The organism is Deltaproteobacteria bacterium, assembly GCA_016183235.1.
In the GTDB taxonomy this organism is placed as follows: Bacteria; UBA10199; UBA10199; order DSSB01; family JACPFA01; genus JACPFA01.
The window spans coordinates 48736-61637 of record JACPFA010000034.1 but is presented as its reverse complement, the minus strand read 5'-3'; the positions used below and the strand labels follow the sequence as shown (position 1 = coordinate 61637).

Below are 12902 nucleotides of genomic sequence, written 5' to 3'. Positions count from 1 at the left end.
TCCTTGCTTAAATCCCTTGTTCTCTTATTTAAGATGATTTAACATAGCGCTGTTATGTTAGACCGAAGTCTGGGGAATATTTTACTCGAGCGCACCAATTTAACCGATGGCCAATTAGAAGAGGCCTTGCTGGTGCAAAAAGAAAAGGGGATTCGTTTAGGCGAGGCCCTCGTTCAGTTGCGCTATCTTAAAACCGAAGATATCTTAGAAGCCATCAGCATCCAATTAGATCTCCCTTATCTAAAAGAAATTGAAACCGACGCCATTCCTTTAGATCTCATCGCCAGCTTGCCCATTAACTATGCCAAAAAAAATGAGGTCATTCCCATTCGCAAAGTGAACGGCATTTTAGAAGTCGCATTATCCGATCCCAGCAATATTGAAACCGTTGATGAATTGCGCATGCTTTTTCATTGCCCCATTCGGCCTTATATTACCACCAGCGCTCAGGTGCTCGATGCCGTCAATATGGCCTATAATCGTGGAGCCACTACCACTTCCAGCGGCATGATGGATGAGCTGCGCGAAGAAAACCTCGATGCTATTGCTCAAGAATTAGAAGAACCCCAAGACTTGCTCGATGCCGATGATGAAGCGCCCATTATTCGATTGGTAAATTCACTTTTGTTTCGAGCTGTGAAGCAGAAGGCTAGTGATATTCACGTGGAGCCTTTTGAAAAAGAATTGGTGGTGCGTTTTCGTATCGACGGAGTTCTCTACGACATCATGCGGCCGGCCAAAAAGTTTCAAAATTCTATCACTTCTCGCATTAAGATTATGGCGAGCCTCGATATTGCTGAAAAGCGGCTGCCTCAAGATGGCCGCATCCGCATTAAGATAGCCGGTAAAGATATCGATATTCGTGTGTCAACGCTACCCACTTCTTTTGGCGAATCGGTCGTTATGCGGCTCTTAGATAAGAGTAAAGTGGTGCTTAGTTTTGATACCTTGGGGATTGAGGGCAAACATAAAGAATATGTCGAAGGGCTTATTGGTCGTAGTCATGGTATCATTTTAGTAACCGGCCCTACGGGGTCTGGTAAAACCACCACCCTCTACGCCATGCTAAGTAGGATCAACACCATTGATGTTAAAATCATTACGATTGAAGACCCTGTAGAATATCAATTGCAAGGCATCAATCAAATTCAGGTCAACCCTAAGATCGAGTTAACCTTTGCCGCAGGCCTTCGATCCATCTTGCGTCAAGACCCCGATGTGGTGATGGTCGGTGAAATTCGCGACAAAGAAACCGCCGAGATTGCCATCCAGGCTTCGCTCACTGGGCATTTGGTGATTTCAACTTTACACACCAACGATTCGGCGAGTTCCATCACTCGTTTGATCGATATGGGGGTGGAGCCCTTTTTAGTGGCGTCGTCTTTAGTGGGCATTGTGGCACAGCGCCTCATCCGCACCGTTTGTAAAAATTGTGGTATTTTATATGAACCCTCCGCACCTGAGATCGCAACTTTGGGGGCTTCACTCGAAGATTTTAAAGGCGTCAAAATTTACAAGGCCAATCCCAAAGGTTGTGGGGAGTGTTTGAATACAGGTTACACGGGCCGAAGAGGTATTTATGAAATGCTGACCGTTGATGAAGAGATTCGTGCCCTTATTATGCAAAATGTCAGTGGTACGGTTATTAAAAAGAAGGCCATGGAATTAGGGATGAAGACGCTACGAGAAGACGGCGTTGAAAAAATCAAGCAGCGCATGTCTACCATTGAAGAAGTTTTACGAGTTACTCAAGAAGATGTGGCACGAGGGGCTTAATGGGTGTCTTTGCTTATAAGGGGATCAACCGATCCGGCAAAAGTGTCAGCGGTACCATCGATGCCGAAAATCTAAAATCGGCCCGTTCTAAATTACGCAAGCTTGATATTTTCCCCACCACTTTAAACGCTGGCGAAGCTAGTTCCAGCTTGCGTCACACGGCCATTAGCCAATATTTTCAACGCGTCAGTGTTGCCGAGATTGCTAATATGACTCGCCAATTATCGACCCTCATTGGGGCAAACGTTCCGTTGGTAGATTCGCTCGCGGCTTTAGTTGAACAAATTGAAAACCCTAAATTACGCAATGCCTTGAGTGGTATTAAAGAAAAAGTGGTCGAAGGTGCCAAGTTATCGGATTCGATGCGCGCTTATCCCAAATTTTTTGGTGACCTTTATATCAGTATGATCAGTGCAGGCGAGGCCTCCGGTGCGCTCGATCTCGTGTTGAAGCGCTTAGCCGATTTTACCGAAGCCCAGGCCCATTTAAAAAGTAAAGTGATTGGTGCCGTGACTTATCCTGTGGTGATGGCGGTGGTGGCTATTGGGTTGATGTTTTTTTTGATGGTAGGGGTGGTGCCTAAAATTGTTAAAATCTTCACCACCAACAAAGTTGCTTTACCCACGATCACCAATCTTTTGGTAAAATTTTCTACTTTCTTACAATCGTATTGGTGGTTGGCGTTACTCCTATTGGCGATCTTAATTTTTGTGGCCTTAAAATATAAAGCAAAGCCTAAAGGTAAATATCAGTTTGATAAGCTAAGCTTAAAGCTGCCCATTTTTGGGGAATTATTCAAAATGATCGCTTTGAGCCGCTTTTCTCGCACCCTATCAACCTTGCTCAGCTCCGGGGTTCCCTTGGTCAAGGCGCTCGATATTGTCAAAAACGTGGTGGCCAATGCAGTCTTGACCGAGGTCATTGAAAATACGAAGGTAGCAGTTAAAGAAGGTGAACCCATCGCTTCATCTTTAGGCAAGAGCGAATATTTTCCACCCTTGGTGGTTCGCATGATTGCCATTGGTGAAAAAACGGGCCAATTAGAGCCCATGCTCGAGCGCGTGGCCGATGCTTATGATACCCAAGTTGAAACCCGCGTTTCTACGTTAACAACTTTGTTAGAACCTTTAATCATTTTAACCATGGGTGGGATTGTGGCCTTTATTGTATTGTCGATTTTGTTGCCCATTTTGAAACTCAATCAGTTGACGAGACGTAAGTAGCAAGGTAACCTATAGGTCATTTTAGAAGGAGTCATTTACATGAGAAATTTTTTTCGAGCCCAAGCCGGTATGTCACTCATCGAAATCATGGTGGTCATTGCCATCATTGCAACTGTAGCCTCTCTGGTTACCGTGAATGTTCTAGATTATCTCGACGAATCAAAGGTAGAAACAAGCAAGATTGCTATTTCCAATGTCGAGGGGGCCCTGAAGCAATACAAACGCAAGATTGGTACTTATCCAACGGCTGAACAGGGGCTCAATGCCTTGGTTGAAGCCCCGAGTGACTTAAAAGATTCCTCTAAATATCCCAAAAATGGCTTTATTGAAAAATTGCCCAAAGATGCTTGGGGCAATGAATTTTTATACTTTAGCCCTAGCCGGCAAGGGGGCAAAGATTACGAAGTGGTTTCTTATGGAGCCGATGGGGAAGAAGGTGGGGATGGCTATGACGCCGATCTCAGTAGTGAAGAGACAGGTGAAGCCAAACCCGAATAATCAGGGGCTCACCCTCATTGAAATCATGGTTGTGATCGCTTTGGTGGCTACCATCATGGCCTTAGGTGTCACCGTGATCACCGATGTGAGTGATTCAGATCTCAAAGAGGCTTCGAGTCGTTTGAGTGGCACTTTAAAATATGTCTTTAACGAAGCGGCCATTCAAAAAAAATATTATCGTATAGTGATCGACCTCGACAGTCAGCAATATTATGCCGAGGCGCGAACTTCGCCTTTTCTAATATCCATTAATCAAGAAGTGAAAGCGCCTACCAAAAAGCCAGAAGAAAAACCCGAAGCAACCTCAGAACCAGAAGAACTGATGCAGCAACCCGAGGGGGATGACTTTGCCAAAGTAGAAGAATATTTAATCGAGCCGCAACAATTAAGTGACCCCGTGAAGATCGTCGATGTTTTTGTGGGGCACTTGGCGCAAAAGGCCACCACAGGTAAAGTAGAGATTTATTTTTTCCCGCATGGTTGGACAGAACCTACGGTTATTAATTTAACCAACGGGGAAGAAGACAATTATTATTCAATTATCGTCAACCCAGCTACCGGCAAGGCTGAAATCAAGAATGAATATACTGAAGCCAATATCACCGACCACGAATAATCATGGTTTTTCTCTTTTAGAGGTCATGATTTCTCTAGCGATCTTGGCCTCGAGCATTCTCATCCTTTATATTTCCCACTCCAATGCTGTTTTAACTAGCGCCCGTTCTGAAAATGTAACCTTGGCTAGTCTCTTGGCCCAAGAACAGCTAACGCAATACCTGCTCGACATAGAAAAAGACATGGCACTGGGGACTTTCCCCGATGAGAAAGAAGATGGAGGCCAATTTGATGCCCCTTATGAGAGATTTAAGTGGGAAGTACAAATTAAAAAAGTTGAGATTCCTTTGGCGAGTGCCTCAGGCGATGGCAAGGCGCAAAGCAACGTTTCAGGTTCGCAGGTGGCTCAATATGCCTCTAAGCTGATTGGCGATGGGGTTCGCTTTGTTACCATAAAGATTTCTTGGCCCGAAGGCGAAGAAGAAGAATTTATTACCGTGAGTACCCATGTTACGAATATGCGTTAAAAATCAAAAGGGATTAACCCTTATTGAAATCATGGTGGCCATTGCCATTCTAGGCATGATGGCAGTGCTACTTTTTCAATCGATTGATGGCATGTTAGATTCGCAAGAAGAGGTGGTTAAATTAGACGACGGGACTCATTTGGCAACCAACGCCCTCAACAAAATATTTGATGATCTACAGGCTAGTTTTCTCATTAAATCACCGGTCATGTTAGGGGATAATCCTGATTACAAAATTGGTTTTATGGGCAAAGAAGACAGGCTCGATTTTAATTCTTTTAGTCATCGCAGGTTTGTTAAAGATCAAAAAGAAACCGAAGTGGCAGAAATTGGGTATTATTTAAAATCTCGCGATGACCTGTCAGGGGTTTATTATTTGATGCGGCGCGAATCGTCTAAGATTGATCAAAAAATCGATGAAGGTGGTAGGTCTGATATTTTGTTAGATAATGTCAAAAGTTTGCAACTGGAATATTACGATTCCAGGGCCAAAGAATATACCAAAACCTGGGATACTTTTTTAGGCAGCATTCAAGACCGCTTACCCAGGGCCGTTAAAGTGACCTTAACGGTTTACTTAGATTTAAATGTCAATTCATTAAATGATGAAGCCAATCAATTTGTTTATCGTGTCATTGTGCCCATTGCATTGTCACAAAAGGCGATTGAACTATGAACAGTAAGGTGTTCGTTTTGAGAGAAACGCGTTTAGATGGTTTCGTCAGCCGGCGCTGCAGCGGCGACCCTAATGCGGGTTTGCCGGCACGGAATCCTTCCGCGTTCCCCCGCCAAAGGCGGGGGCCTCGGCTTTCCATGCCGGCAAACCCGCATTGGGGGCCCCGCCGCGGACCCTGTCCTGAGGCTTTGCGAAGGAGCGATGGCTTCCTCAACCATCTAAACGCGTTTCTCTCAAAACGAAGACATTATAGTTATAGTTCTTCCCGTGGGGTTGCCCTGCTCATTGTTTTATCAGCGTTGGCTGTCTTAAGTGCTGCGGTGGTGGAGTTTGCCTATAATGAAAACGTGGTGTTTAGTTTGGCACAAAATCAACAAGAAAGGGTGCAGGCCTATTTTTTAGCGGTATCGGCCATCAATTTTACCAAACTCATTTTAAAGGCCGATAAAGAAGTGAAGGGTTTTGCAAAATCGGCGAATAAGCAATATGGCACCAATATCAAAATTCCCCCCTTGTATGAACTTGTTCCACTCAATACTTTCTTACTGCGGCAAGCCGCTTCGATGGGAGTGGGGGAAACAATCCCAACGCTTCCTCCCGAGGATACGGCTACTCCCAGCGCAAGCGGCAGTCCTTTGGGAGATATGCAAAAGGGGGTAAACCTCTTTGACCCGAAAGTAATGGAGCAATTTCTGGCTTTTGAAGGAGATTTTGCTGCAGTCGTAACGGAAGAAGAGGCCAAAATTAATCTTAACGCCTTTTATCAACTCAATCCTAAGCAAAAAGAATACCTACGCTTACGCCGCATCTTATTCTTTTTACTAGCTTCCGAGGAGTTTAAGGATTTCTTTAGTAATCGTCTTAAAGATGCTGAAGATCTTGCTGGAAATATTGCTGATTTTATTGATAGAGATGATTTGAGCAATGGTTTGCAAGGCGAAGAGTTAGGGCCTGAGCGCAGCAAATACCAAGACCCCAATCGGCGCCCTAAAAATGGGAAACTTATTTCTCTTGAAGAGTTATTATTAGTCGAGGGGATGAACGACGATCTTTTTGAAAAACTTAAAAACCATGTTACTATTTATGGTAAAGACGGTAAAATCTTGGCATGTCGGGCAAATGAATCTATTATAAAGGCTATGATTTTAGCCTATGTGGAAGGTGACCCTAGGGTGCAAGGAATCTCCATGGATAATAAAGAATTATTAGATAAGGCCGTTATGGCAGCTCAAACGGCTTGCCCCGATGTAACGGCCATGACCACTAACGTCGATACGGCCTTGGGGATTGTTTCAGCAACGACCACCCCCACCGGCCCCAAGCCGCCTCCGGCTACCGGTGCAACAACTCCTCCAACCACCGCTAGTGCAGCCTTTGGCAGCATGATTAAAACAGACGGTTTTGTTTATACCGTGATCGGAACGGGTGCGTTGGGTGAAGATTTAGATCGTCAAACCAAGGTTAATATCCGAGTGGTGCTTGACACCACCGAAAAAATCCCCGCCCATTGGAAATTGCTTTATTGGAGGGTGGAATAATGCCGCAGTCCCTATTAGGAGTCGATATTGGTTCTTACTCCGTTAAAATTATTCATGTTGAACGTGGCTTAAGCGAATTTAAGATCGTCAATTTTTTTGAATTACCGCTGGTGGCAGCTGAGCTGTTAAATCATGAACAGGCCGGTAGCGCAGCGCTTACCAAGTTTTTCCAAGATCATCCCTTAAAATACGATTATGCGGTTATGTCTTTACCGGGCAATCTTGTTGCCGTTCGTTATTTAGAACTTCCTTTTACTAAAAAGCAAAAAATCGACTCAGTCATTGGCTTAGAATTAGAAGAATACGTGCCGTTTGAAAGTGATCAACTCACCATGGATTATCATGTCATTGAACGATTGGGCGGTTTGAGCCGGGTATTGGTGGCTTATTTAAAGGTAGAAACCTTTAAGAAAAATTTAGCAACGCTGCAAGCCGGCGGTTTAGACCCTCGTTATATAGGGGTTGATTCGATTGACTTGAGCCACTTGAGTCAAACCAATTGTTTGCCCACGCAAGGGACTTATGTCTTGTTAGACGTGGGTCATAGTAAAACCAATTTAGTTTTTATGCGCGGGAATCGTTTAAGGGCCGTTCGTACCCTGAATGTGGGCGGGTTGCATTTTACTCAAAGTTTACAAGAAGCGTTGCAAATACCTTATGCCGAAGCAGAAGAACATAAGCATAGCCAAGGCCAAATTTCTGATACCACCGATGCAGGCAGTGTAGCTTTAAAGCAAGTAGCCATGAGATTATTTCATGAAGTGAAGCAAACTTTATTTGCTTATTATGAACGGGGTGAGGCCCCGATTGACGCCCTTTATTTATGCGGGGGTGGTTCGCGCCTAGCCGGCATCGACCAATTTTTTAGTAATTGTTTGCGGGTCAATGTGAGCCCCTTAGATGTTTTAGATGATCATTATACTCACTTAAGCGACCGTGAAACCGTGCGCCCTATTATTCCCACCGCCTTTGGGGCAGCTCTCCGTGCGATATTTCCCGGCAAGGTAGTGGCGCTCAATTTTAGGCAAGGAGATTTTGCTTATAAACGTGACATTGAACAACTCGAAGGCAGTTTTAAAAAGATAGGGGTTTTAGCGGCCACCGTAGCCTTTTTGGCGTTGGTGCATTTCATTTCAAGTTATTGGATTTTGTCAGGCCGGGTAGAAAAATTAAATAAAAACGTCGATAAAATGGTGCGCAATTCTTTGGGTGACGTGGCAACGCCCAAAGGAAGTAGCAAAATTTTAACCGCATCAAAAGCCCTCACCGAGTTAACCAATAAAACCAAGACGCTAAAAGATAAATTAGCCAAGATGGAAAATGAACAATCAATGAGCGCCTTAGAGGTGTTAAAGAAAATTTCTGATGCAACACCCAATCGAGAAGAAGTAACCATCGACGTGGGCGAACTCAATATTGCCAGCAATCGAGTTAGCTTTAAGGGAAAAACCACTTCTTATGATGCGGTGGCCAAGATTCAGGCCAACTTACAAAAACAACCTGGTTTTCAAAACGTAACCACCGGTGACCAAAAGAAAGGAATCAACGACGAGATTAATTTTACAATCTCTTTTGATCTCGCAGCTACGAATTGATTATATTTTCACGTCATTCCGGGCTTGACCCGGGATCCACATGATAGCAAAATTATTATGCCTAAATTCTCTCTAAAAGAAAAATTAAATATCGACGAAATCTACAGCCGCTTTCTGGGGTTTAATAGCCAAGAACGGGCCATGGCCATTGCGGGGGTGGTGGTGGCCTTTCTGCTCATTATTGTTCTGCCTCTTTCTTGTGCCAGTTCCAAATTGTCAAAATTAGAAAAGCAAATTCGCAATCACGAAGGAGACGTGGCTAAAATCATCGAAAAAATTCAAGAATATCAAGTGTTAGAAAAAAAGGTGAATCGGCTAAACGAGGGCATCAAACCCGAGGGTAGTGTCAAACTCACCGCCATCATGGATAATCTTTCTTCTAAAACGGGGGTGACGATTGATTCACAAAGCGAAAAGACTGGGCCTGCCGATGGTAACTTCAAAGAACAATATGTCGATGTTCAAGTGTCCAAGGTTACTTTAAGCCAATTGGTAGAATTATTTTATAGTATCGAAAATTATCGCGAAGTAAAAATGAAGGTGACCACATTAAAGATCACACCGGCTTGGGAAGATCGCAAATTGCTCAATGCCAAGTTTCATATTGTAACCATGGTTACAGCCACCAAAGAATCTTAAAAAAATATGAACAAAAAAATTCAAATCGTACTTTTTGCGTTAACCGCCTTTGTTTTATACATCTTTTTCCTCTTTTTTGTTTTTCCCTACGATGCCCTAAAATCTAAGATCCTAGCCGAAGTTGAGAAGCAAATTGGTAATGATTATGCACTGAGAGTCGGGGATATGGATGTGAGTATGTTTGGGAATCTTTATTTTCTCAAAGTGCAGGTATTAAAACGCGGCCAAGAAAAAGATGTTTTGGTTTTTCAATCCCCGAAAGTGAAGATTAATTTAGCTTTTTTACCCCTACTCTTGGGTAATACTCAACTGCAGTTCGATCTTAAGCAGGATAAGGGATCAGTGGGCGGATTGTTTCAACAAAGTGGTAATGAGCTAACCCTCGAATTAGAATTTGACGAAATGAGTTTAGCCAATCTTCAATTATGGAAAGACAAAGATTTTACTTATAAAGGCAGCTTAGAAGGAAGTTTAGAATTTAAAGGCGATGGCAAAAATTTTCAAAAAAGTGAAGGTAGCATTGAACTTGATTTAGTTAATTTAGTGATCGACCCCTTTAAATTTAATGCGATTGCGAGTGAAATGCAGCTCCCTGCCATTCAATTAAGTGGCAAAAAGGGTTCTAAGGTGGTTGGTAAGATCAACCAAGGCAAATTGGTATTAAGTGAATTTGTCTTGCAAGGGGGCGATTTAGAACTCAACCTCAAAGGTGATGTTCAATTGAGTGCCTTAGCCGGGCAGACCAAATTAAATTTAACCGGCGACATGAAACTAGCGTCAGCCCTAGAAGATCGCATTTTTTCATGGGTGGGTGGCATGTTAGGCGAAAGTTTTGACATTGGCCTTTTCAAAACTCAATTAAACGAAAAGCGCAACCCCCAAGGTTTTTTGCCCCTTGCCATTACCGGCACCACCCGTCGCCCCCAAATCAAAATCGCCGATCTGCCTATTCCCTTGCCAATGTAGTGATTGTCATTCTGAGCAATGTCATCCCTGCGAAGGCAGGGACCCATGATGGCGACAGAATCTTCCATTTCATTCTTCAATTCATCTGCAAATAAAGTCACGTCTTTTCGAGGCAGGGAGAGGCCAATGGAGAGCCCGCGCCCGGTCGGCCTACTCGGGCTAAAAAATTTTTTGTTTTTAATTGAATTAGAGTACTCCTCTGTCGTCCTCTAATTCAAAAAAACAATAAAATTTTTGAGCCCTCCTACGTCCGACCTCCTGCGCTAAAAGGCTCTCCCTTGGCCCCTCCCTACCTCGAAAAGACTTCTTCTCAAATATTTGAAGAGACATGAAAAGTTTTTTTGAAGTTGGCTGAGGCTGGAAGGGGTTTGTCCCTGTCGCTTCGCTCAGGGTAAACTCCAGCTTTCACCACTATGGCTATATAGTCGTGAAAGCTGAGACTTTGAGTGCGCCTGGGGGCCGTAACCCCCAGGCGACACGGACCCCTGGAAGCCTCTGCCGACTTCAAAAAAACTTTTTAGGTAATTAGTATTTTCCCAGCACTGAATTCTCGTATTTTTTTTCGAAAAAAATCTTGGTAGGGGGGTCTCTTATGGAATTAGCGAATATTAAGAATTTGAGTTTAGAGCAGTTGCAAACAACCTTAGCGGGGTGGGGTATTGAAGGGTATCGGTATACTCAAATTGTCAAATGGCTTTATCAATTTGATGTGGCTGATTTCAATGCCATGACCAATCTTTCTAAGGCATTGCGGGAGCGACTCATCGCAATGTTTACCATTGAGCGTTGGGTTCCCAAAATAGTTCAAGAGAGCAGCGATGGAACTCGAAAATTTTTATATGAATTGTCGGATGGGCAAACCCTTGAGAGCGTGTTGATTCCTAAAGCTGATCGGATGACTCTGTGCATTTCCACCCAAGTAGGTTGTGCCATGGGTTGTGCTTTTTGTTTAACCAGCACTTTAGGTTTAATGCGTAATCTCACTTTATTTGAAATTATTGAACAGATCATGGCTAGTGTTCGCCAATTATCACCTGAACAAAAGATCACCAACCTTGTATTTATGGGGATGGGGGAACCTTTTCATAATTATGCTACCGTGATTAATGCCTTAAAAATTATTATCGATCGAAATGCTTTGAGCATAGGCAAGCGCCGAGTCACGGTTTCAACCTGTGGGCTGGTGCCGCAGATCGAGCAATTTGCCCATGATTCCGATGTAAAACTTGCGGTTTCGCTCACGGGGACTACCGATGTCATGCGTGATCAACTCATCCCTATGAATCGAAAGTACAATCTCAAAAGACTTATGCAAGCTTGCAAAAAATATAGTCAAATATCGGGTTACCCAGTAACCTTTGAATATACGTTATTAGCTGGGGTTAACGATTTTTTGGCAGATGCCGAACGGCTGGTTAAATTATTAAAAGGTGTGCTGGCTAAAGTTAATCTTATTCCCTTTAATGCCTTTGCCGAAAGTGGATTTGAGCGAACTTCAGACGAACAAACGTATCGCTTTCAAAATGTGCTTTATCAGCATGACATTCAAACTAATGTGCGGCAAAGTCGGGGCCGGGATATTTTAGGTGCCTGTGGCCAATTGAAGGCGGCTATGGAACCCAAGGCAACTTTTGTTCAAAAGCAACTTCATGCATTGGAACGGTTGACTGAAGCTCCTGCAACACCGCATTGATTTCTTTTGAAAAATAGGGGTTAATCCAAACCTCGATGATTTTATGTTCTTCATCGGTGGTGCGTAAAATGGCCATGCCCTCATAGCTTTCTAAAATGGCTTTAAGAAAAACCACATCTTTAGGGTCTATTTTGAAATATCGTAAACGAACTTCATCTTCCATTCATGTCATCGCGAGCGTTAGCGCGGCGATCTTCCTTATTATTCTTCTCTTTTCTCCTACCGCGTTTGGCCAAGTTCCACAAGAGCAGCCTGAATCCATCCCCAAAGCCTCCCCCCCACCCGAAGATATTATTCGTATCAATCATGAAGTATTAGATCGCATTTTACGAAAATATGTCGATAAGAAGGGCCTGGTTGATTACAAATCGCTCAAACGCGATAAAGAAGATTTAGCTTTGCTCAAAAGTTATATTGATGATCTTTGTGAAATTAATCCTGACCTCTTGGGCCATCCTACCGAAATTAACACCGCCTGGTTAAATCTCCATAATGCCATCGTGCTTTGGCAAGTTTTAGAAAAATATCCACTAACCTCGCCTTTAAAGGCCCCTAATTTTTTCAGTGAACAAAGATGGAAGATAGGCAGCAAAAAATATTCGTTGTTAGATTTCGAACAAGAAATTTTTAAGAAAAAAATTCGTGACCCGCGGATGGTCATGGCGAGGGTTTTGGCCACCCAAGGAGGTGCGCGCTTACCACCCTTTGCCTATAGTGGTGATAAAATTGAAGAACAGCTCGATGAAGCCGCCGTTCGATTTTTAAAAGAACCCTACAATGTAGTTTGGGACCCTAAAAAGAAACGTTTGTTTGTAACGGGGTATTTAGATTGGCATCGTGAAGAGTTAGGAAATATTGAAATGCTCATTCGTTCTTATCAAAAAGGCCTACCCGAGAAGATTTCGATTGTTTACGGCCCCTTTAATTGGACCCTCAACGACCGAGCGTTAGAATAAATAAGACTTAAAGGGGCAGCGTGAGTAGGGTTGCTTCAACCCGTGCGGAATTTATCCTGAGGCTTGGCGAAGGACTCCTCGTATTCGCATCAAAAAAGTGTTGGTTTACGATGAAGTTGGAGTATTCCCTCTGGTCATCCTCCAACTTCAGTAAACCAACACTTTTTTGATGCTCATGACTCGTCGCTCTCGCACAAAGGGTTTCAGCAACCCTACTCACGCTGCCCCTTTAAGTCTTATTTATTCTACCGGTACAAGCC

General features: G+C 43.4%; 13 protein-coding genes. 12 read left to right on the top strand and 1 reads right to left on the bottom strand.

Features of this window, described 5'->3' with window-relative positions:
* Positions 1–54: 54 nt before the first annotated feature.
* From gspE to rlmN, 11 genes are all read left to right on the top strand, one after another.
* Positions 55–1776 (top strand): type II secretion system ATPase GspE, encoded by a 1722-nt coding sequence (gspE, locus tag HYU97_08935; GenBank protein MBI2336867.1) that lies wholly within the window; start codon positions 55–57, stop codon positions 1774–1776.
* Positions 1776–2999: a type II secretion system inner membrane protein GspF gene (gspF, locus tag HYU97_08930; protein ID MBI2336866.1), complete on the top strand. Its 1224-nt coding sequence runs from the start codon at positions 1776–1778 to the stop codon at positions 2997–2999. The genes gspE and gspF overlap by 1 nt, the downstream gene beginning before the upstream one ends.
* A gap of 39 nt (positions 3000–3038) precedes the next feature.
* Positions 3039–3497, top strand: a complete 459-nt coding sequence (gspG, locus tag HYU97_08925) for a type II secretion system major pseudopilin GspG (GenBank protein MBI2336865.1) — start codon at positions 3039–3041, stop codon at positions 3495–3497.
* Positions 3448–4113, top strand: coding sequence for a prepilin-type N-terminal cleavage/methylation domain-containing protein (locus HYU97_08920; GenBank protein MBI2336864.1), 666 nt, complete (start codon positions 3448–3450; stop codon positions 4111–4113). Before gspG ends, HYU97_08920 begins: the two co-directional genes overlap by 50 nt.
* A 25-nt stretch (positions 4114–4138) precedes the next feature.
* On the top strand, positions 4139–4579 hold the full coding sequence (locus HYU97_08915; protein MBI2336863.1) for a hypothetical protein: 441 nt from the start codon (positions 4139–4141) through the stop codon (positions 4577–4579).
* Positions 4560–5255, top strand: a complete 696-nt coding sequence (locus tag HYU97_08910; GenBank protein ID MBI2336862.1) for a prepilin-type N-terminal cleavage/methylation domain-containing protein — start codon at positions 4560–4562, stop codon at positions 5253–5255. Before HYU97_08915 ends, HYU97_08910 begins: the two co-directional genes overlap by 20 nt.
* 299 nt (positions 5256–5554) lie before the next feature.
* Positions 5555–6793 (top strand): general secretion pathway protein GspK, encoded by a 1239-nt coding sequence (locus tag HYU97_08905; GenBank protein ID MBI2336861.1) that lies wholly within the window; start codon positions 5555–5557, stop codon positions 6791–6793.
* The gene (gene pilM / locus HYU97_08900; protein MBI2336860.1) at positions 6793–8388 is read left to right on the top strand and encodes a pilus assembly protein PilM; all 1596 of its coding nucleotides are present in this window, start codon (positions 6793–6795) and stop codon (positions 8386–8388) included. The genes HYU97_08905 and pilM overlap by 1 nt, the downstream gene beginning before the upstream one ends.
* A gap of 57 nt (positions 8389–8445) precedes the next feature.
* Positions 8446–9027: a hypothetical protein gene (locus HYU97_08895; GenBank protein ID MBI2336859.1), complete on the top strand. Its 582-nt coding sequence runs from the start codon at positions 8446–8448 to the stop codon at positions 9025–9027.
* A gap of 6 nt (positions 9028–9033) precedes the next feature.
* Positions 9034–9993 (top strand): type II secretion system protein GspN, encoded by a 960-nt coding sequence (gene gspN / locus HYU97_08890; protein ID MBI2336858.1) that lies wholly within the window; start codon positions 9034–9036, stop codon positions 9991–9993.
* A 592-nt stretch (positions 9994–10585) separates the two neighbouring features.
* Positions 10586–11686, top strand: a complete 1101-nt coding sequence (gene rlmN, locus HYU97_08885) for a 23S rRNA (adenine(2503)-C(2))-methyltransferase RlmN (protein ID MBI2336857.1) — start codon at positions 10586–10588, stop codon at positions 11684–11686.
* On the opposite strand, the gene HYU97_08880 is transcribed toward rlmN, so the two are convergent.
* Positions 11604–11801, bottom strand: coding sequence for a DUF4911 domain-containing protein (locus HYU97_08880; protein MBI2336856.1), 198 nt, complete (start codon positions 11799–11801; stop codon positions 11604–11606). The genes rlmN and HYU97_08880 overlap by 83 nt on opposite strands.
* Before the next feature lie 16 nt (positions 11802–11817).
* Between HYU97_08880 and HYU97_08875 the strand changes: the two genes are divergently transcribed.
* Entirely contained in the window at positions 11818–12642 is an 825-nt protein-coding gene (locus HYU97_08875; protein ID MBI2336855.1) for a DUF547 domain-containing protein, read from the top strand.
* Positions 12643–12902: the final 260 nt, after the last annotated feature.

Excerpts from the sequence above, each read along its gene's own strand:
- rlmN (MBI2336857.1), top strand. The coding sequence starts at position 10,586 with ATGGAATTAGCGAATATTAAGAATTTGAGTTTAGAGCAGTTGCAAACA.
- gspE (MBI2336867.1), top strand. The coding sequence starts at position 55 with ATGTTAGACCGAAGTCTGGGGAATATTTTACTCGAGCGCACCAATTTA.
- HYU97_08915 (MBI2336863.1), top strand. The coding sequence starts at position 4,139 with ATGATTTCTCTAGCGATCTTGGCCTCGAGCATTCTCATCCTTTATATT.
- HYU97_08920 (MBI2336864.1), top strand. The coding sequence starts at position 3,448 with ATGACGCCGATCTCAGTAGTGAAGAGACAGGTGAAGCCAAACCCGAAT.
- gspG (MBI2336865.1), top strand. The coding sequence starts at position 3,039 with ATGAGAAATTTTTTTCGAGCCCAAGCCGGTATGTCACTCATCGAAATC.
- pilM (MBI2336860.1), top strand. The coding sequence starts at position 6,793 with ATGCCGCAGTCCCTATTAGGAGTCGATATTGGTTCTTACTCCGTTAAA.
- gspF (MBI2336866.1), top strand. The coding sequence starts at position 1,776 with ATGGGTGTCTTTGCTTATAAGGGGATCAACCGATCCGGCAAAAGTGTC.
- gspN (MBI2336858.1), top strand. The coding sequence starts at position 9,034 with ATGAACAAAAAAATTCAAATCGTACTTTTTGCGTTAACCGCCTTTGTT.
- HYU97_08910 (MBI2336862.1), top strand. The coding sequence starts at position 4,560 with ATGTTACGAATATGCGTTAAAAATCAAAAGGGATTAACCCTTATTGAA.
- HYU97_08895 (MBI2336859.1), top strand. The coding sequence starts at position 8,446 with ATGCCTAAATTCTCTCTAAAAGAAAAATTAAATATCGACGAAATCTAC.